Source organism: Pseudomonas siliginis (genome assembly GCF_024072275.1).
GTDB classification, from domain to species: Bacteria; Pseudomonadota; Gammaproteobacteria; order Pseudomonadales; family Pseudomonadaceae; genus Aquipseudomonas; species Aquipseudomonas siliginis.
Genome location: NZ_CP099598.1, coordinates 2259078 through 2280260, shown reverse-complemented (window position 1 = coordinate 2280260; position 21183 = coordinate 2259078). Strand labels below are relative to the sequence as shown.

Annotated in this window: 18 protein-coding genes; 16 read left to right on the top strand and 2 right to left on the bottom strand. The window is 61.9% G+C overall.

Features of this window, described 5'->3' with window-relative positions:
* Positions 1 to 63: 63 nt before the first annotated feature.
* Positions 64 to 915 (bottom strand): helix-turn-helix domain-containing protein, encoded by an 852-nt coding sequence (locus NF676_RS10660; protein ID WP_252887670.1) that lies wholly within the window; start codon positions 913 to 915, stop codon positions 64 to 66.
* Positions 916 to 1011: 96 nt separating this feature from the next.
* On the opposite strand from NF676_RS10660, the gene NF676_RS10655 reads away from it, so the two are divergent.
* Together NF676_RS10655 and NF676_RS10650 are read left to right on the top strand one after the other, a co-directional pair.
* On the top strand, positions 1012 to 1956 hold the full coding sequence (locus NF676_RS10655; RefSeq protein ID WP_122506404.1) for a LysR family transcriptional regulator: 945 nt from the start codon (positions 1012 to 1014) through the stop codon (positions 1954 to 1956).
* Positions 1953 to 2972, top strand: coding sequence for an AraC family transcriptional regulator (locus tag NF676_RS10650; protein ID WP_150635721.1), 1020 nt, complete (start codon positions 1953 to 1955; stop codon positions 2970 to 2972). The genes NF676_RS10655 and NF676_RS10650 overlap by 4 nt, the downstream gene beginning before the upstream one ends.
* A 140-nt stretch (positions 2973 to 3112) precedes the next feature.
* On the opposite strand, the gene NF676_RS10645 is transcribed toward NF676_RS10650, so the two are convergent.
* Positions 3113 to 4810, bottom strand: a complete 1698-nt coding sequence (locus NF676_RS10645) for a sulfatase-like hydrolase/transferase (protein ID WP_252887669.1) — start codon at positions 4808 to 4810, stop codon at positions 3113 to 3115.
* Positions 4811 to 5199: 389 nt separating this feature from the next.
* Between NF676_RS10645 and NF676_RS10640 the strand changes: the two genes are divergently transcribed.
* The 14 genes from NF676_RS10640 to NF676_RS10575 all read left to right on the top strand — a co-directional run bounded on the left by NF676_RS10640 (position 5200) and on the right by NF676_RS10575 (position 21183).
* Positions 5200 to 6552: a UDP-glucose dehydrogenase family protein gene (locus NF676_RS10640; protein WP_252887668.1), complete on the top strand. Its 1353-nt coding sequence runs from the start codon at positions 5200 to 5202 to the stop codon at positions 6550 to 6552.
* Complete coding sequence (locus tag NF676_RS10635) at positions 6549 to 7583, top strand: NAD-dependent epimerase (RefSeq protein WP_041478601.1); 1035 nt, start codon at positions 6549 to 6551, stop codon at positions 7581 to 7583. Before NF676_RS10640 ends, NF676_RS10635 begins: the two co-directional genes overlap by 4 nt.
* A gap of 14 nt (positions 7584 to 7597) precedes the next feature.
* Positions 7598 to 8344: a sugar transferase gene (locus NF676_RS10630; RefSeq protein ID WP_016774101.1), complete on the top strand. Its 747-nt coding sequence runs from the start codon at positions 7598 to 7600 to the stop codon at positions 8342 to 8344.
* A complete protein-coding gene (locus NF676_RS10625; protein WP_024012451.1) occupies positions 8344 to 8991 on the top strand; it encodes a CpsD/CapB family tyrosine-protein kinase in 648 nt (215 codons plus the stop codon). The genes NF676_RS10630 and NF676_RS10625 overlap by 1 nt, the downstream gene beginning before the upstream one ends.
* A 21-nt stretch (positions 8992 to 9012) precedes the next feature.
* Positions 9013 to 10035, top strand: coding sequence for a polysaccharide biosynthesis/export family protein (locus tag NF676_RS10620; RefSeq protein ID WP_095179536.1), 1023 nt, complete (start codon positions 9013 to 9015; stop codon positions 10033 to 10035).
* Between the two features lie 16 nt (positions 10036 to 10051).
* Positions 10052 to 11644 carry a GumC family protein gene (locus NF676_RS10615; RefSeq protein WP_236169334.1) on the top strand — a complete coding sequence of 531 codons (1593 nt, stop codon included), beginning with the start codon at positions 10052 to 10054 and terminating at the stop codon, positions 11642 to 11644.
* Positions 11641 to 12732 (top strand): glycosyltransferase family 4 protein, encoded by a 1092-nt coding sequence (locus NF676_RS10610; RefSeq protein ID WP_252877837.1) that lies wholly within the window; start codon positions 11641 to 11643, stop codon positions 12730 to 12732. The genes NF676_RS10615 and NF676_RS10610 overlap by 4 nt, the downstream gene beginning before the upstream one ends.
* Positions 12729 to 14099 carry an O-antigen ligase family protein gene (locus tag NF676_RS10605; RefSeq protein ID WP_252877836.1) on the top strand — a complete coding sequence of 457 codons (1371 nt, stop codon included), beginning with the start codon at positions 12729 to 12731 and terminating at the stop codon, positions 14097 to 14099. Before NF676_RS10610 ends, NF676_RS10605 begins: the two co-directional genes overlap by 4 nt.
* Positions 14096 to 15064, top strand: coding sequence for a glycosyltransferase family 2 protein (locus NF676_RS10600; RefSeq protein WP_150635725.1), 969 nt, complete (start codon positions 14096 to 14098; stop codon positions 15062 to 15064). Before NF676_RS10605 ends, NF676_RS10600 begins: the two co-directional genes overlap by 4 nt.
* A complete protein-coding gene (locus tag NF676_RS10595; RefSeq protein WP_150635726.1) occupies positions 15057 to 16193 on the top strand; it encodes a glycosyltransferase family 2 protein in 1137 nt (378 codons plus the stop codon). Before NF676_RS10600 ends, NF676_RS10595 begins: the two co-directional genes overlap by 8 nt.
* Before the next feature lie 13 nt (positions 16194 to 16206).
* Positions 16207 to 17208 (top strand): polysaccharide deacetylase family protein, encoded by a 1002-nt coding sequence (locus tag NF676_RS10590; protein ID WP_041478593.1) that lies wholly within the window; start codon positions 16207 to 16209, stop codon positions 17206 to 17208.
* Positions 17205 to 18509: an oligosaccharide flippase family protein gene (locus NF676_RS10585; RefSeq protein ID WP_252869164.1), complete on the top strand. Its 1305-nt coding sequence runs from the start codon at positions 17205 to 17207 to the stop codon at positions 18507 to 18509. Before NF676_RS10590 ends, NF676_RS10585 begins: the two co-directional genes overlap by 4 nt.
* On the top strand, positions 18506 to 20425 hold the full coding sequence (locus tag NF676_RS10580) for a hypothetical protein (protein WP_252887667.1): 1920 nt from the start codon (positions 18506 to 18508) through the stop codon (positions 20423 to 20425). The genes NF676_RS10585 and NF676_RS10580 overlap by 4 nt, the downstream gene beginning before the upstream one ends.
* Positions 20426 to 20493: 68 nt before the next feature.
* A complete protein-coding gene (locus NF676_RS10575) occupies positions 20494 to 21183 on the top strand; it encodes a GNAT family N-acetyltransferase (RefSeq protein WP_095179528.1) in 690 nt (229 codons plus the stop codon).

Sequence of the window (21183 nt, the reverse complement as noted above, 5' to 3'; positions counted from 1 at the left end):
GCTGGGGTGAGGGGGGAAATCTTGCTGGCACCCTCAATAACGATCAATCACCTCAATCCGCTTTCAACAAACCTGCCCCGGATTCAACCGGAACTGCTTCGGCGTAATCCCGAACTGTTTGCGAAACGCGCGGATAAAGTTGCTCGGCTGGCGATAACCCAGCCGCTCAGCGATCCGCTCGATCGGTTGATCGCCCGCCGTCAGCCAGTGCCGCGCCATCGTCAGATTGTCCTCACGCGCAGGCGCGCAAGTTGCAGCGTGCCAGTGACGCAGCATGCACTGGTACAGAAACGGGTTGGCGCCCAGCAAGGCCTGATCGAGCCTGGAGCGCGGCAAGGTCAGGCACAGATGCTCGCCCTGCTCCACCGCGATACCCACTCCACGCAGCCAGCCACCGGCCATTTGCGCCGGGCGCAGGCTGACACTCACAAACAAATCTCCAGGCGCCCCGCCGAGTCGACGGGCAATGTTGCGCACCAGCGTTATCGCCGCCGCATCCAGAGCGAAATGATGGAGCTGCCCCTGCAGCGAACGCAGGCGCAAACGAGCCACGTCGCCTGCCTCGACCAACTCCACCGCAACGTAATTGATCACCCTTGGCAAGCAGTCAATGAAGCACTTCAGACTGGCCCGCAGGGTCGCGGCCGAGTCGAGCAGAATATTCAGTCCTTGCAGGCAATCGGTCGCCATCCCGTCGGCCAGTTCGCAGCCAAACGTCGGCGCTACCCCGGCCCATTCACACTCACGCCACAACCGTTCAACCGCTTGTGCGGCGATCAATTGATGCTGTCCGGCAAGCACAGACGGGCAGATCCCGACGCGCGCCATCAAGCGTTGCGGGCACAGCCCGGACTGGCGAGCATGCGCGAGAATCGTGCGGGTGAACGCGCTGGAGGCGAACAGAGGCTGAGACATGATGGCGGCCATCGAAGAACAGTCGTGTACTTATGCCAGCGGACGTGCTATCGATCCAATGCATTAAAAGTATTCACAAAATGCAGGAGACGCATGATGGATCTTCGCCAGCTTCGCCACTTGGTCGCCCTCGCTGATTACCGCAACTTCGGTCGCGCCGCCGAGGCGATCAACCTCAGCCAACCAGCGTTCAGCCGCAGCATCCAGACTCTGGAGCGTGACCTTGACTGCGAGCTGGTCGAGCGCAGCAGCCGTGAGTTTCGCCTGACCGGGCAAGGCCAACTGGTGCTGCAACATGCGCGGCGCCTGCTCGCTGGCAGTCAGGCGCTGCACAACGAATTGACGCAATACAACGGTCTCACCGGCGGCGAACTGCAATTCGGTTGCGGCCCGTATCCGGCGCAAGTGCTGGTGCCGGAAGCGCTGGCCGATTTCATTCAGGCGCATCCGGCAATTCGTACGCGCTTTCATCAGGGCGACTGGCAGCAATTGACGCTGTGGTTGCGCGAGCAGCAGATCGAGTTTTTCGTCGCGGACGCGCGGCACTTTGTCAGCGATCCGCAGTATCAGGTGCACCTGCTGCGCACGCGGCCGGGACGGTTTTTCTGTCGCGCCGGCCATCCGCTCCTCGCGCAACGAGACCTGCGCTTGCGCGCCCTGCTCGATTACCCGATCGTCGGCACGCGCATTCCTCCGATGATCCGCAAGGTACTCGCCGATATCCTCGGTGAGCAGGACTTCACCCCGAGCGTCGAGTGCGCACAATTTGACGCGATCCAGCGCGTAGTGCTGCGTTCAGACGCGGTGGGGCTTGCCACGCTTGAGGCCTTGCGTGAACAACTTGATCGAGGCCTGATCGAGCTGCTCGACTTTGTCGACGTCCCCCATGACGAGCCTGCGCTGCAACTGGGTTACGGCATCGTCAGCCGCGCCGGTTTTACCCTGACGCCAGCAGCGCGGGCGATGATCGAGGCGATCCTCAGCGTCGATCAGCGTTTGCTGGCGGCTAACGGAGCTACGGGAGACGCGCGCACAACATGAGCAAAATCGATCCGCAACCCGTCAACGCTTTTTACGCGCCGACCCTGCTGCCGGCCATTGAAGAATTGCTCGCGCGCGGCGTTACCCAAGGCGCAATCGAAGCGCAGCTGCGCCGCAGCCTGTTCGATCTGCGCACGCCGTTCACGCGCATGCCGCTGCTGATGTCACGGCGCTTCTGGGCGTTTGCCGTGGAACAGAGCGGGGATCCACTGATCGGTCTGGCGGCGGGTGAACGTTTCGTTTCGACGGCCACCAACGGGCTGACCTATCTGTTCGATGTCGCCGTGTCGCTGGAACGTGCCTGTGCGTTTTTCGCCGAGTACTTTGCGTTTTTCAACGGACATTTCCGTGTGCAAATCCTGCGTAAAGATGACGGCGTAACACTGCGTCTGGTCGAAGCCGGCAGTCTGGGTGCTCCGGCGGCGCTGACCGATTACATCCTTGTCAGCCTGTGCAGCCTGGTACGACGCAAATTGCTCGCCAGCGGCGTGAATCGTGATCCGGTGCTAGGTGTGGCATTGGCATCGGCAAGCCGCGAGCAGCATCAATCGGCATTGCGCGCCCCGGTGAGCGCAGAGCAATCATGCGCGGCGATTTATCTGGATCCTCAGCTGTTCGTGATGCCGTTGACACCGGGCAATCCGGCATTGGAAACAACGCTTGTCGATCTGCTGGAACAGACCCGACGTCTCAGTGAATCGACCTTGCTCGGACAGCTCAGCGATTATCTGATCGAAGATCTGGCTTCAGCGGATTGGCAGCAGTTCTGTGTTACACAGCATTTGCTTGAGCGCACGGCGGCAAGGCGTTTGAAGGCGTTGGGCTGGACTTTCAGCGAACTGCTTGATGAGCATCGGCGCTATCGTGCCGAGGACCTGTTGCAATCCGGGGCGCTGGAGCTGGTCGAAGTGGCTGATCGGTTGGGTTACAGCGATGTGCAGGGATTCAACCGGGCTTTCGCGCGCTGGCTGGGGTGCGCGCCCGGGGAGTATCGGGCGCGGTGGCTGAAGCTTTGAATTGGCTGGTGTCAGTGCTGGCCCCATCGCTGGCAAGCCAGCTCCCACAGAGGCCAGTGCTGACACAGGATTTGTGAACAACCTCGAACCCTGTGGGAGCTGGCTTGCCAGCGAAGAGGCCCGCCCGAGCAATCAAAAACTCACTGCCCCGCAGCCACACTCGCCGGTGCCCGCTCAGGCGTCACGATGCTGCCCAGATCGATATGCTTCCACTCAGGCTTGGCCCCCAACCGCGCATTGAAGCGGTAGTTGAAAGTGAACTCATCCGCCGTCGGCACGCTCAGCGGTTTGCCATATACCGCTTCAATCCCCGCAAGGTCATAACCCATCACCTGCAACAGCGTCGGGAAGATGTTGTAGTGGCTGGAGCGGTCCTTGTTTGCCGGCAGATTCGCCGCCCAGTCCGGCGCCTGCAATCCACGGCCCTGAATCACCACCAGCGGCACCAGCCCCTCCTCTTCCACCGGGTCGCCGCCGCAATGGGTATTCAAGCCCGGGTTGCCGCGCTCATGCAGATCCTGGCCATGATCGGAGGTGTAGATCAGCAGCGCATTGTCCAGGTTGGCTTGGGCAAACACCCTCGCGAAGAACTCGCCGACGTTCCACAACAGCGTGTTCTTGTAGGCGTTGCGATACAGCACCCAGTCATCCGGCTGGCCATTGAAACCGGGGCGTTCGCCAGTGTCGGCGACTTCGGTGAACTGCCCGCGCGGCAGCGTCGGCCGGTAGGCCATGAACGCGTCCGGGTATTTGTCATGCACCGGAAAATGCGCGCCGACCTTATTGATCACGATCAGCTCGGGGCGATCGTCATTGAGCAATTCGATCAGCTTCGCCGCTGCCGCCATGTCGCGGTCGCGCACGCTGGTCTGGTCGAATTGCACGAAACTGTCGATGTCGTTTTTCTCGGCGGCGGTCATCAGGTTCTGCAGGTTGCCGGCCGTGCGTTGGGCGTCGATGTACACCGTGCCGAGCCCGGCCTTCTTCGCGTACTGCCAGATCGACGGCAACGTGCTGTTGATGCGCCTGTAATCGGCGCGGGTGCCGCCGTAGCGCAAGGTGACGTTGGTGTCGGCGCTGCAGTTGGCAATGGACGCGGCATAACCGAAGTTGAAGACATCGACCCCGGCCGGCGCTTGCTTGAGGTTGCTGTGCACGCCGAACGGCGCGTTGATGTCGAGGTAATTGCCGGAAATGCTTTCGTCGATGATCAGCACGATATCGTGGCTGATGGCAGGCGCGGCGCGCGCGAGCGTCACCGCTTCACGGGGGCCGACAGTATCGTGCAACGCTTCATAGGCAAACAGGTTCAGGTAGGCCAGCGGCGTGTACATGATCGGCAGACCACGTGCGCCCTCACCCGCACGTAAAAACAGCAAAGCGCTGAGCATCAACACGCCGATGACCGGAGCCGCTACCCGCAACGTGTTGGGTATGAACAGCGCATGACGCGGCTTGAGTCCGATGCCGAATAACAGCAGCAAGCCACTGAGCAGCGCGCGCAGGATCGCGTCGCGGTACTGATAGGCCGCTTCCTGAATGAAGCCGCCGGAGTACACCAGCGAGACAAAATCGCTGTACCTCAGGTAATCCGCCGTGACCCGGGTATAGACATCGAAAAAAACCGCCGCAACAAACAGCGTTAATGCGAACGCATGTCGAACAAGAGCCTGACGTATATAGGCAGTTAGATATAACGCGAAAGTAAGCGCCAAAAACATCGCGCCAAAAACAAGTACATTAAAAACCCACCCGATAGCATTTAACCGGTCCAGATAGTAGTCGGAAAAGAGCAATAAGTAGGCAACTAAAAGCAGTTCCTTGGCGTATTTGAACATGGCGATACCGGCCGTCCGAAATGGGAGGTTGTCAAAGCTTTGTCGGTCAGAACCTGACACTAGCACCCGGCCATCAAAGCGCAAGAAATGACTGATAGCCGGGTAAAGCGTCAAAAAAACGGTGACTCAAATCTGACACACCCGGGGGGGTGAAAGCCTTTAATTTCGGGGACTTAGACCGTCTGTCGGTTAAATTGAATCTGAACAAATCTGCAAAGAAAGAACAAATTCAATCGCAGCAATGACTTGATGGCCAATCGCCAAAAACGCCTCAAGTGTTATACCCGTGCAACATGTCATTTTGCTGACACGCTTTTCAAACCCTGCGCTATACCCCTTTAACAATCTCATTCCGTAGTTAACTTTTCTGGTTTTATTGAGGTGCGCAGATGGACGTGAGCGTATTTGGCACTGGCTATGTCGGACTTATACAAGCCGCTGCACTTGCCGATGTCGGTCATCGGGTTTTATGCATTGATATTGATCCGAACAAGATCAAACAACTGCAACAAGCGGGACCGCCCATCAGTGAACCAGGCCTGTCCGCAACACTTGAAGAAAACATCAAGGCCGGGCGCTTGTTGTTCAGCACCCAGGCCAGTGATGCGGTGACTCACGCCGAGCTGATTTTCATCGCCGTCGGCACCCCGGCGGACGAAGACGGCTCAGCCGACCTCAGCCATGTACTCAACGTCGCCCGGCAGATCGCCGGCCTGATGGAGGCCGATCGCACGCTGATCATCAAATCCACGGTGCCGGTCGGGACTGCCGATCAGGTTCTGGCCACGGCCACCAGCGAATTGCTGCAGCGCGGAAAAACCGAGCTGCAGGTGCGTGTGGTTTCCAACCCGGAATTTCTCAAGGAAGGCAGTGCCCTCGCCGACTGCATGCGCCCGGACCGGATCATCATCGGCACCCGCGACGACGCTGCCCGCGAGCAGATGAGCGAGCTGTACGCGCCGTTCTGCCGCAACCACGAAAAACTGATGTTCATGGACAACCGCAGCGCCGAGCTGACCAAATACGCGGCCAACGCGATGCTCGCCACCCGCATCAGTTTCATGAACGAACTGGCCAATCTCACCGAGCTGCTCGGCGCCGACATCGAAGCGGTGCGCAAAGGCATCGGCTCCGACCCGCGCATCGGCTACCACTTCATCTATCCGGGCTGCGGCTTCGGTGGCTCGTGCTTTCCCAAGGATCTGCGGGCCTTGCTGCACACCGCCGAACACAACGGCATGCCGCTGAAACTGCTGCGCAGCGTCACCGACGTCAATGACAGCCAACGGCACATCCTGTTCAGCAAACTGCGCGCGCAGTTTCCGCAAGGCCTGGCCGGCAAATCCATCGCGGTCTGGGGCCTGGCGTTCAAACCGAACACCGACGACATGCGCGAAGCCCCCAGCCGTTACCTGATGGACGCGTTGTGGGCCGAAGGCGCCAGCGTGCAGGCTTATGATCCGGAAGCCATGTCCGAGTGCCGGCGCATCTACGGCTATCGCAACGACCTGCACCTGTGCGCGACCCGCGACGACACCCTTGAAGACGCCGACGCGCTGGTGATCTGCACCGAGTGGAAAAACTTCCGCGTGGTCGATTTCGAGCTGCTCGCCGAGAAGCTGCGTTCGAAGGTGATCATCGATGGGCGCAATCTCTACAACCCGGAACAAGTAGCCGCCGCCGGCCTGCATTACAGCGGCATCGGCCTGCGCCACATCGCCCCTGAAGGGCTGCGGCCATGAAGATTCTGGTGACCGGTGCCGCCGGTTTCATTGGTGCCCATTGCGTCCTGCGCTTGCTGCGCGACGGGCATTCGGTGGTCGGCCTGGACAATTTCAACCACTACTACGACCCGCAGCTCAAGCACGACCGCGTGCAGTGGGTGCGCGAGCAGGTCGGCGATTTTCCGCTGGCCACGGTGGATCTGGCCCACGCTTCGGCGATCGATGCGCTGTTTGCCCGCGAGCAGCCACAAGTGGTGATCCATCTGGCTGCGCAGGCCGGGGTGCGTTATTCGCTGGACAATCCACGGGCGTATCTGGACAGCAACCTCAACGGTTTCCTGAACATTCTCGAGAGCTGCCGCCACCACCCGGTCGAACACCTGATCTACGCCTCGTCGAGTTCGGTGTACGGCGCCAATCAACACACGCCTTACTCGGTCAAGGATGGCGTCAACCATCCGCTGTCGCTGTACGCCGCGACCAAGAAAGCCAATGAACTGATGGCGCACAGCTACAGCCATCTGTTCGGCATTCCCTGCACCGGCCTGCGCTTTTTCACTGTGTACGGGCCTTGGGGTCGGCCGGACATGTCGCCGATCCAGTTCGCCCGGGCGATCAGCGAAGGCGAGCCGCTGAAGCTGTTCAATTACGGCGAGCACCAGCGCGATTTCACCTACATCGACGACATCATCGAAAGCATCGCACGCCTCATCGATCAGCCACCGCAAGCCAATCCGCAGTGGGATCGCGAGCAGCCCGACCCGGCCAGCAGCATGGCGCCGTGGCGTCTGTTCAACATTGGCGGGCAGCAGCCGGTTGCACTGAAAACCTACCTCGCGCTGATGGAAAAACATCTCGATCGGCAAGCCATTGTCGAGCTGCTGCCGCTGCAACCGGGCGACGTGCTCAACACCTGCGCCGAGGCCAGCGATCTGGCCCAGGCCACCGGATTCCAGCCCCGGATAGAACTGGATGAAGGACTGGGCCGCTTCATCGCCTGGTTCCGCGACTACTACCCCACTGCCCGTGCGCCGCTTGCGGCTGATTGAATGCGGAGGACGCCATGACTGGACATGAAAGAAGTGTGTCGATTGCACAGATGCGCCCTGACAAGCGCGTCGACCCGGAACATCGCATGCGCCTCGACGCGGCGATCCACCGTCAGGGTCGCGGCTGGCTCAGCGGCCGCGATGGCGGCCGCCCATGGCAGCTGTCGCGGACCAACCGGGTGGTCGCCTGCCTCGGCGCGCTGACGATTCTCGTGCTGATCTCGCCAGTGCTGCTGGGCCTGGCCCTGGCCATCAAGCTCACCAGCCCGGGGCCGGTGCTGTTCGTGCAGAAACGCACCGGTTATCGCGGGCGCAAGTTCGGCATGTTCAAGTTCCGCACCATGGTCAGCAACGCCGAAGAACTCAAAGAGTCGCTGCGCCACCTGAACAAACACGGGGCTGACGCCATCGACTTCAAGATCGACAAGGACCCGCGTGTCACCGGCATCGGCAGTTTTCTGCGGCGCACCAGCCTCGACGAACTGCCCAATCTGATCAACGTAGTGACCGGCGACATGCGCCTGGTCGGCCCTCGCCCGACCTCGTTCAACGCTTACCGCTACAAGGACAATCACCTCGCGCGTCTGGCGATCTACCCCGGTATGACCGGTCTGTGGCAGATCTCCGGACGCAGCAACATCGACTTCGACCAGCGCGTTGAGTTGGACCTCAGCTACATCGCCGAGCAGAGCCTTCTGCTTGATCTGAAGATTCTGTTGAAAACCCCCTTCAAAGTATTCAGCGGCCACGGAGCAAGCTAATGGACGGTTCAACCAATAAAAGCCTGAGCATCGCCAGCCCCAGCGAATCGAATCTGACTTCGACCGTGCTGGATCTCGATCTGCGCATTCTGTTCCTGACCGCCGCCAACCCCGGCGCCGGCACCACCACCAGCGCTCTGGCACTGGCCAGTCAGCTGGCGCAGATGAGCAGCGGCCAGGTGCTGCTGGTCGACGCCAGCCAGTCGGCGAACAACCTCACCCAGCAGATGAACCTCGGCAAGGAGCGCGGCCTGCGCGACCTGCTGTTCAACCCGGGCAACCCGCCGCTGTTGCAGGACTGCGTGGTGCAGGTCTCGAGCCTGCCCTTCCATGTGCTGCCCAACGGCCGGCCGATCCGCACGCTGGAACACCTGACCGCCGAGCGCCTGAGCCCGTTGCTCGACCAGTTGGGCAGCCAGTACCGCTTTGTGGTGATCGACGGCGACGCGGTGTATTCCGCCGCCGACACCCTGGTCATCAGTACTCAGGTCGACGGCGTGGTGTTTGTCGTGCGCGCCGAAGACACCCGCTGGGAAGTCGCCCAGGCCGCTGTGCAACGCCTGACTCAGGCCGGGGCGAAAGTGGTCGGCAGCGTGTTCAACCGGCGTAAGTACTACATGCCCAAATGGCTTTACAAAAACCTGTAAGCGAACGCAAAGGATGACGCCATGAACGCCAGAATGCTTGTCCTGCTGTTGCTGCCGCTTGCGGGCTGCTCCAGCACTTCCGACACCCAGAACATGCCGGTGAATATTCTCACCGCCTCCCCGGCCAACGCCCAGGCGACCGATATGCCGAAGATCGAGCAGACCCTGCGCCCGCAGGATGTGCTGGACGTGATCTTCCATATCAGCACCAGCGGTTCGGACGCCTACCGCGTGCAATCGGGCGACCAGATCGGCCTGAATTTCACCGCCGCCAGCCAGCTCAACGGCAATCAACTGGTGCTGCCCGACGGCACCATCGAACTGCCGGGCGCCAACACCTCGGTGAAAATCGCCGGGCTGACCAGCGAAGAAGCGCGTCAGGAAATCCAGCGCGTGTATCAGCGCAAACAGCTGTTCCAGCCCAACCGCAACCAGCTCACCGTGCAGATCATCAGCCCGCTGAGCAACGAGCAGAACCTGAAAAGCGCCCTCAATCACCCGGCCACCGGCATGAGCCGCGAGATCACCGTCGGCACTGACGGCTACGCGAGTTTTCCGGAAATCGGCGCCGTGCCGCTGCAAGGCATGACCGTCAATCAACTGGAATCGTTCCTCAACAAAAAGTACGCGCAACTGCCGGGCCGCATGACCGTGGACGTGCTGCTCAAGTCTACCGCAGGCAACGAGATCTACGTGCTCGGCGAGGTCGCACAACCGGGCTCGTATCCGATCCGCCGGCCGGTGTCGGTGCTCGAGGCGCTGACCCTGGCGCGCGGTACCAACGTCAAGGCGCGGCTGGATTCGGTGGTGATCATGCGGCGCAACGGCAATCAGGTGAAAGCGGTGCGCTACGACGTCGAAAAAGCGCTGTCCGGCGACGCCCCGCAAATCGCTTACCTGCAACCGGACGACATGCTCTACGTGCCAAAAACCAAACTGGCCAGCGCCGGCGAACTCGCCCGCCAACTGGCTGATGTGGTGCTGTTCCAGGGCGTCGGTTTCAGCTTCGGCTACCGCGTCGACAACAAAGACAGTGACAACTAACTCACAGGTGACCGACATGAACCCAAAGGAAAACTACCTGCATGAGTTCTTCAGGATTTTCTTCGCCAACAAGCAGCTGGTGAAGCGCGTCTTCCTGACCTTTGCAGTCATCGCCCTGCTCCTGCCGTTGCTGCTCAAACAGAGCTTCGATATCACCGCGCAGGTCATCGTGCAGTCGAAAAAACTCTCTCAGGGCGACGCCACCACGTCGCTCACGGTGGACAACGCCACGTTCATTCCGCCGTCGCTGGCGGACATGGAAACCGAGAGCAACATCCTCCGCTCGCCAGCACTGATCCGTCAGACCATCAGCGAACTGCGCGACAACGGTGAATACAGCCCGCCACCCGGGGTGTTCGCCAAGTTGCTCGGCGAACCATTCAAGCACTACGTCTCGACGCCGCTGCGCGAGTACGTGATCAATCCGCTTCGCGACGGGCTCGGGATGGAAACCGATCCGGTACGTGACACCACCCTCGACGCCCTTACCCAGCAAGCCGTCGACAGCCTGAAAATCGAAACCCTGCCCGGTTCCAACGTGATCTCGATCACCTACAGCTTCCCGGATCCGCAGCAAGGCACGACGTTTGTCAGCGCCCTGCTGCAGAACTATCTGGTCAGCCGTCAGGCCCTGCAATCGATCGACTTGCCGCAGTCGTTCTACGAGACCAAAAAGCACCAGTATCAAGTGCGTCTCGATGGCCTGGAAGGTAATCGTCAAGCACTGCTGGAAAATGTCGGCGCAGCGGATCCGAAGGAGGAAATCACCTTCCGCCTCAACGCCATCAACACTGAAGAACAGGCGCTGAACCTGTATCAGGACCGCCTGCTGCAAAGCCAACGCTGGCTCGAATATCTGAAAACCGCGCTCGCCGCCGCCAGCAGTAGCAAGCTCAACGACTACACCTTCCCCTACACCTTCACCACCACCGTCGACAACGTGGCGTTCGAGGACCGGGAAATCAAACAGATGGGCGAGCAACTGACCAGCCAGGTCAGCCGTTACATGAACGATCTGGCGGTGTTCCAGCCCGGCAGCGAACCGATGCTGTTGACCCGCGAGCAGATCGCCCGCACCCGTCAGCAGTTTCTCAAAGTGGTGAGCAACCGCATCCAGGAACGCACCGCCGATCTGGCCGTGGTCAAGCAGGTGATCGAGCAGAAAACCGCGCGCATCGCCGAGTTCAAGAACCGCATCCGCGACCTGCAACAGACCCAGAGCAAACTGCGCCAGATGGACACCGAGATCGATGCGCTGCACGCAGCGTTCTCGACCTATGCCCAGCGTTTTGCCGAAAGCAGCACCACGCGCTCGCTCAACGATGACCTGTCCAACGCCCGGGTACTCAGCCCGCCGTTCGAACCGACCGAGGCAGCGTTCCCGAAACCGCTGCTGATCATCCCGTTCGGGCTGTTCACCGGTCTGCTGCTGGCAATCGCGTTCGTCTACGTGCGTGAGTTCTTCGATCACCGCTTCAAGCATCCGGCGCAAATCAGCCATGAGCTGGGCCTGCCGGTGCTGTTGGTGCTCAACGAAGAAACGTCGCAGCCGGGCAATCCGCACAAGAACTGGACCATGCCGAGCCTGGTTCACTGGGTGCGCAATTGAACGCGGTGTCCACCCCAATCGTCGCCCTGCCGATCATTCATTTGCTCAGCAGCGGCGGCTTCTACGGGGCCGAGCGGATGTTGCTGGATCATTGCCTGGCCACGCCGGGGCAGCATCAGGTGCTGTTCCTCGACGCACCGCCTGAGCTGATCTCGCGCTTTCGCGAGGCTGGGGTGGACGCTCGCGCTTGTTCAGGGCCGGGCGAGCTGTTGCGGCACTTGCGTCAGCGCCGTGGCGACAAACCGTTGCTCAACACCCACAACTTCAAAGGCCTGTTGTTCGGCTGGGTCGGCGCCACGCTGTTGCGCCTGCCGCTGGTGATCACTCAGCACGGCTTCACCCCACGCAGTCGCAAGCAGAAGTTCTACACCTGGCTCAGCCTGCAACTGTGCCGCACGGCGTCGGTGAAACGGGTGGTCTGCGTGGCGGAAAGTATCGCCGTGCTGCACCGTCAGGCCAACGTACGGACGGAGAAGTTGCAGGTGATTCCCAACGGTTTACCAGCGGCGCCAGCGATGCCGTCGCTGGCAGAGCGGCAACGCTGGCTGGCCGGTTACGTCGGGCGGTTGAGCAGCGAGAAAGGCCCGGACCTGTTCCTCGATGCGCTGATCGCATTGTGTCACCAGCATCCGCAACTGGACGCGGTGATGCTCGGTGACGGCCCGGAACGCGAGGCCTTGCAGGCGCGTATCGATGCTGCCGGGTTGCAGCAGCGGATTCGCCTGCCGGGCTACCAGACGGCGATGCAAGGCTGGTGGCAGCAACTCGATGCGTTGGTGATCAGCTCGCGCACCGAGGGCACGCCAATGATTCTGCTCGAAGCGATGCAGGCCGGCGTGCCGGTGGTGGCGTTCGCGGTCGGCGGTATTCCCGATGTCCTGCAGGACCGTCACAACGGCCTGCTCGCGGCGCCGACGGATACCGCCGCCCTCGCCCGCCAGCTCGACACACTGCTGGCCGAACCGAAGCTGGCCGCGCAGTTGCGTGAAAACGCCAGACGCACCCAACAGGAACGCTACGACCTCAAGGCTTTGGCCGAACGCTGGTCGCAGCTGTACATCCAAACGGCACGGGAGACACGCGCATGATTTTCCCGCTCTCGATCGTCAGTCTGTTCGCCCTGGTCAGCCTCGGTCTGCTGGCCAGTCCTTGGCCGTATCTGGCGCCGGGGGCGGTGATTGGCCTGGTCGGTTTCACCGTCCTGTACCGCAAGCCGACATGGGGCCTGCTCGGCATTGCCGCGCTGGTGCCGTTCGAAGGGTTCTTCAAGGACAGTTCAGTGTCGGGAAGCAAGTTGCTCGGCGCCTCCCTGGCGGTGATCGTGATGCTGCAACTGACGCTGCACCAGATTCCGTCGCAACGCCTGCGCAGCAACCTGTGGCACTGCCTGATCGGCTTCATGATTCTGTATTTTCTCAGCCTGCTCAATACCGATGACATGGGCATGTCGCTGGGGCATCTGCGCGAACTCAGCGTTGGTCTGGTGCTGTTTGTCATTACCTTGTTGATCGGCCGCGAACTGAACCTCGACCTGTTCGCCCGGCTGGTGACCCTCGCCGTCACCGCGACCTGCGCCATGGCAATGTTCTCGGCGAAGTTTCAGGATCAGGGCCGCGCCGCCGGCCTGCTCGAAGACCCCAACGCCTTCGCTATGCTCATCGCCTTCGCCATTCCTCTGGGCCTGCTGCTGGTGATCCGCAGCCCGAACCTGCTGCACCGCTTGTTCTGGGGCGCCTGCTGCCTGCTGTTGCTGGGCGGCATGACCAAGACCGAATCGCGCTCAGGTCTGGTGGTATTGGCGTTGAGCCTGCTCATCGGCATTTGGCACTACCGCGCGCAACTGACCCACATCCGCCCACGGCATCTGGGTTTCGTCATGCTCGGTGCGGCCATCGTGATTCCGCTGGCGATCTACGCCATGCCGGCCGGTTACATGGCGCGGATCCAGTCATTGAGCATCCTCAGCGCCGGCTCCAAGGCGCAGGACGAATCCCTCGGCCGCCGTGCTTCCTACATCGTCGTCGGCGGCCAGATGATCCGCGAACATCCGGTGCTCGGCTCCGGTCCCGGCACCTTCCCACTGCATTACGCGACCACCGGTTACGCCAAGGCGTTTTCCGCCAACCGCAAGATCGGCGATCTGTACCGCCGCGCCCACAACACCTATTTGGAAATCTTCAGCGAACTGGGCGTGCCTGCCGGGCTGTTCTTCGTCGGCATGCTCGGGCTCGGTCTGTACAACCTGATTCGCGCGCGGGCGGCGTGGATGCTGCGCGGTGATGGACATCGGGCGGACATGATGACCCACCTGGGGGTGAGCTTTCTGTCGCTGACCCTGTTCCTGATGTTCCTCAGCGCGCCGAACCAGAAATACGTGTGGATCATGCTGGCGCTGACCAGCGTCCTGCGCATCAAGGCCGAGCAGGCGCCACTGACCCCGGAGACGCAGGCATGAAGCGGATCAGCATCGTCATCCCGATGTACAACGAGGCGCGGCACATTGGCCGTACCCTGCTCGCCGCGCAGAAAGCCGCACACGCGGCCAACGTCGAGTGCGAGCTGATCGTGGTCGACAACGGCTCGACCGATCAGGGTCCGCAGATTGCCCGGCAGTTCGGCGCAACCGTGCTGAGCTTGCCGGGGCTGTTGATCGGCGCTCTACGCAATCGCGGCACGGCGATCGCCAGCGGGGAATGGCTGGCCTTCATCGACGCCGACGTGGAAATGCCTGAAACCTGGTTGCAGCCCTTGTTCGACATCCAAGCCAGTGGCCAAGCCGATGTGTTCGGCCTGGATCTGCATACGCCGGCCGAGGCGCCATGGTTCGCCACGGCCTGGCAGCGGCGCACTTCGCAGCCGTCGCACCGCGTCAGCCACAGTGTCGATTGGCTGCCCAGTTCCAACCTGCTGATGCGTCGCGACTGGTTCGACAAGGTCGGCGGTTTCAACGAGGCCCTGCGCACTGGCGAAGACAAGGAATTCACCCTGCGCCTGCACGAACAGGGCGCGCGTCTGCTGTCGGTCAATGACAAGGTCGCGCTGCACTGGGGTTACGAGATGAACTGGCGCGAATGGATGGGCAAGGAAATGTGGCGTCAGGGCAGCCATCTGCAACTGCTGCGCACCCATGGCATGAGCCTGCGCCTGCTGCGCTTTCCAATATTGTCGTTGTTGGTGTGGATCCTCGATTTCCTGGCGATTTCCGCACTGCTAGACGGCTTTCCCCATCACGCGGCGGTGATGGTCACCCTGACCGTGATCCCCGGTCTGGTCCTGAGCGTTCGCCAGAGCATCAAGCACCGCGATCCGATTCTGCTCCTGCAACTGTGGGGCCTGCACTGGCTGCGCCTGCACCTGGCCGGCGCGGCGTTCATTTTGAGTCTGTGTCAATGGAACGCAAGGAGGCCTGCCCGTGGCTGAGTTCATTTTCTGGATGTGCCTGTTGCTGCCCGTCTACGCCTACGTCGGCTACCCGCTGTTGCTGACGATCCTCGCGCCGCTGTTTCCAGCGTGGCGACACACGCCGGCGCCGCCGCTGAACGTCAGCATCGTCATCGCCGCGCACAACGAGGCGCGGCATATCGAGCACAAGTTGCGCACGCTGCTGGCCCAGGATTATCAACCGGCAACGCTGCAGATCATTCTCGCCAGCGACGGCTCTACCGATGACACCGTGGCCTGCGCGCACAAAGTGATTGATCCGCGCATCACCGTGCTTGACCTGCCGCGTCAGGGCAAAGCCGCCACGCTGAATGCCGGCGCGGCCCTGAGCAGCGGCGACATTCTGGTGTTCACCGATGCCGACAACCAATGGTCACGCGACACCCTCGGTCACTTGCTCGCGCCGCTGAGCGATCCACAGGTCGGCGCTTGCGCCGGGCACATGGTGATCCCGGTCACCGGTGGCGGTCTGAGTGTCGGCGACAGCCTCTATCGGCATTACGAAGGCTGGTTGCGCCGGGTCGAGAACCGCACCGGTTGCATGGTCTCGGCCGACGGCGCCCTGCTCGCCCTGCGCCGCGAGTTGTTCCAGAACGTACCGGCCGAGGTCAACGACGACTTCTTTATCAGCACCTGCGCGCCGGTAGCCGGCAAGCGCATCGTCTACGTGCCCGAAGCGCAAGTGATCGACCATGGCGTCGACGAGGCGGACAAACAGTTTCGCCGCCGTCAGCGCGTCACCGTCGGCGGCCTGCAAAGCCTGGCCCAGCGCCGCGAACTGCTCAATCCGCTCAAGCACGGCCTGTATTCCCTGGCGTTGATCAGCCACAAATTGATCCGCCGCCTGGCGCCGGTACTCCTGCTGCCATTGCTGCTGAGCAATTGCTGGCTGTGGGACGAGCACGCTTTCTATCGCCTGAGCCTGATCGCGCAACTGTTCGGCTACAGCGTGGCAATTGCCGGGCTGCTGGATGCGCAACACCGCTTGCCGAAACCGTTCCGCCTCGCCGCGTTTCTGCTGGTCACCCTCGCCGGGATGAGTCTCGGCCTGTGGCAGTTCCTGCGCGGTCAGCGGTATGCCCAGTGGAATCCGGAACAGAACCGTTAAGAGGACCGAAGCCATGGCGATCAAACAACTGATAAAAAGCACCAGTGGCTGGCTCTATCTCAACTCGCCGGTGGGCCGTCAGCAGTTGCAGGGCGCGGGGGTGATTCTGATGCTGCACCGCGTGCTGTCGAATGACCGCGCCGCCGACCTGCCGCACCGCAATGAACTGTGCGTCGGACCGAAAGCGTTCGAGCATTTGCTGGTGTGGCTGCGCAAGCATTTCGACTGCGTGCCGCTGATGGAAATTCTCCAGCCCAACGCCCTGCGCAGTGAACGCCCAAGGGTGGCGCTGACCTTTGACGATGGCTGGCGTGACAACGCCGTCAACGCCTTCCCGTTGCTGCAGAAACACCAGGTGCCGGCGAGCATTTTCCTCTCCACCGATTTCATCGGCAGCCGCCAGCGCTTCTGGTGGGAAAGCCTTGGCGAAACCCTATGGGGCAGCCATGGCGATAAAGCACGCATGCACCTGATCGAATGCCTGCATGCGCGCAAACATCCGCTGCCGGTGCTGCTTGATGACATCGATGTCGAGCGCCGCAGCCTGGCGCTGCTGCATTACCTGCAAGGGCTCAAAAGCCTGGCCCCGCAGGAGCTGGAAGAACTCACCGACGAATGCCCGAAGGACTCGCTGCCACAGGCACTGGACTGGCATCAGGTGCGGGCAATGGAAGCCTCCGGTCTGGTGCGGTTCGGCCCGCACGGCGCCAGCCACGCAATCCTCACCGGTCTCGATGATGCGCGCCTGAGCGAAGAAATCCGCCGCAGCCGCGACGCATTGAACAACGGCTGCAACCGACCTCTACCGGTCTATTGCTACCCCAACGGCGACAACGATGATCGCGTTCGCCAGCAGGTCGCGGACCACGATTACCCGTTTGCGCTGGGCACCGGCACCGGGATCTATCGCGGCGACGGCGATCCGCTGAACCTGCCGCGTTTCGGCGTCAGCCAGCGCACCGCGCGCCATCCGCAATTGCTGTCGTGGCGGATCTACCGGGGAGCGCGGCCATGAGCCGAGGCAACTACCTCAAGCACCTCGCGTTGAGCATGGGCACCAAGCTGGCGATGATCGCCTTGCGTTTGCTGCGCAACGTCCTGCTCGCGCGGATTCTCGGCCCCAGCGAACGCGGCCTGTTCGCCCTGCTCAGCACCCTGCCTGACCTGATCAGCGCGGCCACCAGCGGCGGTCTGAACTCGGCGGTCGGTTATCAGGCGGCCAAGCAGCGGCCGATGGGTTTGCTGCTCAGTCAGGTGCTGGTGTTCGGCTGTCTGCTGGCTGGTTTGCTGACTTTGCTGGTGGTGGCGTTGGTGCGCGAATTTGGCACGCAACTGGACGTGACCACGCAACTGGGCCTGCTCGCCTGGCTGTTGCTGCTGGCGGTGCCGTTGACCGTACTGAAAAGCGGCCTGCTGACCCTGCACAACGCCTCGGGTGGCGTGGTCGCATTCAACGTCTTGCGCCTGATCGAATCGCTGGCGCCGCTGTTGCTGTTCGTCGCACTGTTCTGGATGTGGCAGAGCGCGGCGTTGGAGGCAGCGCTGATCAGTTGGCTGGCCGGTATCAGTCTGGTGGTGCTCGCCGGTTGGGTCTGGCTGAAGCGGGCGCAGCCATTGCAGCTGCAATGGGATCGCGCCAGCCAGAAGGAGCTGCTGCGCTACAGCGCGCGCAGCCATCCCGATCTGCTGTTCCAGCAAGTGATTTTGCGCTCCGATTACCTGTTCATCGGCGCCCTGCTCGGCAGCACCGCGCTGGGCCATTACGCCATGGCCAGCGCTGCTGCCGAATTGCTGTTGATCGTCCCCGAAGCCGTGACCACACCGCTGATGAAACGCCTGCTGCAACAGGATGAAGGCATGGACAAGGTCACTCCGCTGGCGCTGCGCCTGACCGCGACGGTGATGCTCGGCGCCTGTTTGAGCATGGCCGTGATCGGCGAGTGGTTGATCGTCACCCTGTTTGGCGCTGCCTACCAACCGGCGTACCCGGCGCTGCTGGCGTTGCTGCCGGGGCTGTTGGGTCTGTGCTACGCGAGCATTCTGCGCCTGGACTTGCTGGGCAAGAATCGCCCCGGCACGGTGTCGTTGTTGATGGGCCTCGGCGCGCTGCTCAATCTGGCGCTGAACCTGGTGCTGATTCCGGCCTACGGCATCGTCGGCGCCGCCGCCGCATCATCGATCGCCTATCTGGCGGTGACCGTGGCCATGCTCGTGCTGTATTGCCGTTTGAGCGCTGTGCCGTTCTGGCAAACCCTGATCATCCTGCCCCGCGACGTGCTGCCGATGTGGTCGATGCTGCAGAGGAAACCCGCATGAAAGGCTGGTACCTGCTGTTCGGTCTCGGCCTGTCGCTGGACGCTTTGGCGGCGTCGATGCGCTGGGGCGAGATTCGTGACGGCAGTCTGTTTCTGCAAACCGATCAGCCTGACAGCGTGACCGTGCGCTGGACCCCGGCGTGGCAAGCGGATGCCAACGAAGAGCAACTGTACCTGCTCGACGGTCGCGGCAAATTGCTCGGCGAACGCTTGATCAAGGCCAGCGAAACCCGTGGCAGCCAGACCTGGCCGCTGCTGCCCGGCGCGGCGAGTTATCGACTGGAAATTCCCGGCTACAGCTTCCGCCACTACCGCATCGAACACGATGAACGCACCGTTGCCCTGTTTGCCCCGGCCAAAGTGCACTTCAGTGCCGAAAGCAAAAATGGCGACGTGCTGTATTTCAAAGTCGCGGCCGGTGAGCATGCAGTGCTCGCCGGCAAGTTTCACGGCGGCGTCACCGCGCTACAGGCGCAGCGGATCGGCGACCACCAGGCGCTGACTCTCGCACTAAAGCCCTATCGCGCCTATTGGCAGTTCGATCAGGTCGCGTTGCCAGTCAGCCCCCGCGAGCAGGTCTGGCGCCTGCAACTGCAGGGCAGCGGCAAAGCGGCGTTCTGGCTTGATGGCACGACTAATCTGTTTGCGCAGAATCCGCAGCAACTGCAACCGCTGCGCGAAGAGGTCGGAGATGTCCGGCTGGTGCTGCATGACAAAGTCCTCGGGCGCACGCCGGATCTCGGTATCGCCCTGCCCTATGTGATGCCGCCCGCAGCCAGCCACGCGCTGCTCGATGCGCTGAAGCCGACGGCGGCGAGCTATTACAGTTTCGTCGACGTCACGGCGCAGAATCCGCAATTCGAAGACGCATTCCGCCGGGTCTATCAGCAGCGCTTCGGCATTCGCAACGACATCACCCTGCTGGCCGGAAGTCAGCGCCAGGCCGATCTGCGCGCCGACGTGCAGAGCAACAGCGGCCTCGACGCCTGGCTGGCGAGCACCCGCGCGCTGGGCGGCAACGGCATGCACTACATCGGCTTTGCCGACGAACCCAATCTCAACTATTCCAGCTACGGGCAATATCAGGCGATTTTCACCAGCATGGCCCGTCAGGTGCGCAGCGACCCGGCGAATGCCCGCGCCGGTGTGCGCATCGCAATGCCGGCCAGTTCGCGACTGGTCAACGGCCCGTTCGCCGATAACGCGGCGGACAAGCGCGGAATCGATTGGGCACGGCGCCTGCTCAGCGAGTCAGCCGATCAGGTCGATGCACTGGCCTGGCATGAATGGATGATTCGCGATCTGCTCGCCACCCGCGTCTACCGCGACAGCGTACGCCGTGCCGCCGAACTGGTCGGCCTCGACGCCAATGGTCAGCCGCGCAAGGCCTTGCTTCTCGATCAGACCAACCTGTCCAGCGGCTCCAGCCTCAGCCCCTACGATCAGGAAACCCACTACACCTCGCTGTGGTGGGCCTCGGTGGTGATCAACGCTTCGCAGGACGGTTTGCTGAGCATGCTCAACTGGTTTCAGGCCGCTGACGAACCGCATTACCCCAAAGGCATGTTGCGCGTGTTGGGCGACGATCGCTTCGAGCTGAAACCGGTCGGCCTGGCCCAGCAATTCATCGCCCTCCACTGGCTGCACCAGGTGCTGCAACTGGACAACGATGCCTTTGAGGTGGATGTGCTGGCGATGGCCGGCGACGAGCAGCGCACGTTGCTCGGAGTGAACAAAGGTACGCGCCTGCAACGCGTCGATCTGAGCGGCGCCCGATGCCCGCTCAACCATGGCGCCCTGCGTTACTTCGGCGCCGACAATCGCAGCCGCGACGCACCGTTTGCCTGCGACAACGGGCGCGTGCGTTTCGAACTGCCGGGACAAACCCTGTTTGCCCTGAGCTGGAGCGCTTCATGAGCCGCCCTTCGATGCTCTGCCGCGTGGGCTTGATGCCGCGCATGGCACCCTCATCAGGAGAAGAGACCATGGATGTTTTGCAAAAACTCAGCGGACATATTCGTCGTAAAGGCCTGCGAGCGACCTTGGGCAAGATCCGCAAACTGTACATTTTTTCCCATCAGCAACTGCTGTGGATGGAGCGCGACCTGGTCAGCCCGGTGCCGCCGCACAAGCTCAAACCCTATCCGCCGCTGCGCGTGGTCAGGATCACCGCGGACAACGCCAGCGCTTTCGCGCGTTACTTTGGCGACCGTGTCGGCACGATGGCCGAGCTGGCCAAAGAAGGCCACACCGGGCACATGCATGTCGACGAGCAAGGCGATGCCGTGGCGTTTATCTGGGGCACGCCGCGCAGTTATTTCGATCGGCACTACTACGGCTGCCGATTCCCGGTGAAGCCCGGCGAGTTCTTCGAGTTCGGTGGCGAACTGGCCCGGGCCTACTGGGGGACAGAGCTGTCGGTGGACCTGCAATTGCGCCTGTGGGAAGCCATGGCCGCCCAGGGCTGCCGAAAAGTGGTCGATGTCTGTGAGTCGACCAACATCCCGGCACTCAAGCTGCATCTGCGCATGAGCTATACCGAACAACGGCGGATCATGAATATCTACACGCTGTTCGGCCGCTGGCGCTTCTATCGCGAAACCCGCTACAGCGGTTCGCGCCTGGCGGCGCTGGGTAAAACTTCCCGTCCACCTGTCAACGCAACGGCGGCCTGA

Bases quoted from the DNA above. Each gene is read 5' to 3' on its own strand.
- NF676_RS10660 (WP_252887670.1), bottom strand. From the start codon at position 915: ATGTCTCAGCCTCTGTTCGCCTCCAGCGCGTTCACCCGCACGATTCTC.
- NF676_RS10655 (WP_122506404.1), top strand. From the start codon at position 1,012: ATGGATCTTCGCCAGCTTCGCCACTTGGTCGCCCTCGCTGATTACCGC.
- NF676_RS10650 (WP_150635721.1), top strand. From the start codon at position 1,953: ATGAGCAAAATCGATCCGCAACCCGTCAACGCTTTTTACGCGCCGACC.
- NF676_RS10645 (WP_252887669.1), bottom strand. From the start codon at position 4,810: ATGTTCAAATACGCCAAGGAACTGCTTTTAGTTGCCTACTTATTGCTC.
- NF676_RS10640 (WP_252887668.1), top strand. From the start codon at position 5,200: ATGGACGTGAGCGTATTTGGCACTGGCTATGTCGGACTTATACAAGCC.
- NF676_RS10635 (WP_041478601.1), top strand. From the start codon at position 6,549: ATGAAGATTCTGGTGACCGGTGCCGCCGGTTTCATTGGTGCCCATTGC.
- NF676_RS10630 (WP_016774101.1), top strand. From the start codon at position 7,598: ATGACTGGACATGAAAGAAGTGTGTCGATTGCACAGATGCGCCCTGAC.
- NF676_RS10625 (WP_024012451.1), top strand. From the start codon at position 8,344: ATGGACGGTTCAACCAATAAAAGCCTGAGCATCGCCAGCCCCAGCGAA.
- NF676_RS10620 (WP_095179536.1), top strand. From the start codon at position 9,013: ATGAACGCCAGAATGCTTGTCCTGCTGTTGCTGCCGCTTGCGGGCTGC.
- NF676_RS10615 (WP_236169334.1), top strand. From the start codon at position 10,052: ATGAACCCAAAGGAAAACTACCTGCATGAGTTCTTCAGGATTTTCTTC.
- NF676_RS10605 (WP_252877836.1), top strand. From the start codon at position 12,729: ATGATTTTCCCGCTCTCGATCGTCAGTCTGTTCGCCCTGGTCAGCCTC.
- NF676_RS10600 (WP_150635725.1), top strand. From the start codon at position 14,096: ATGAAGCGGATCAGCATCGTCATCCCGATGTACAACGAGGCGCGGCAC.
- NF676_RS10590 (WP_041478593.1), top strand. From the start codon at position 16,207: ATGGCGATCAAACAACTGATAAAAAGCACCAGTGGCTGGCTCTATCTC.
- NF676_RS10585 (WP_252869164.1), top strand. From the start codon at position 17,205: ATGAGCCGAGGCAACTACCTCAAGCACCTCGCGTTGAGCATGGGCACC.
- NF676_RS10580 (WP_252887667.1), top strand. From the start codon at position 18,506: ATGAAAGGCTGGTACCTGCTGTTCGGTCTCGGCCTGTCGCTGGACGCT.
- NF676_RS10575 (WP_095179528.1), top strand. From the start codon at position 20,494: ATGGATGTTTTGCAAAAACTCAGCGGACATATTCGTCGTAAAGGCCTG.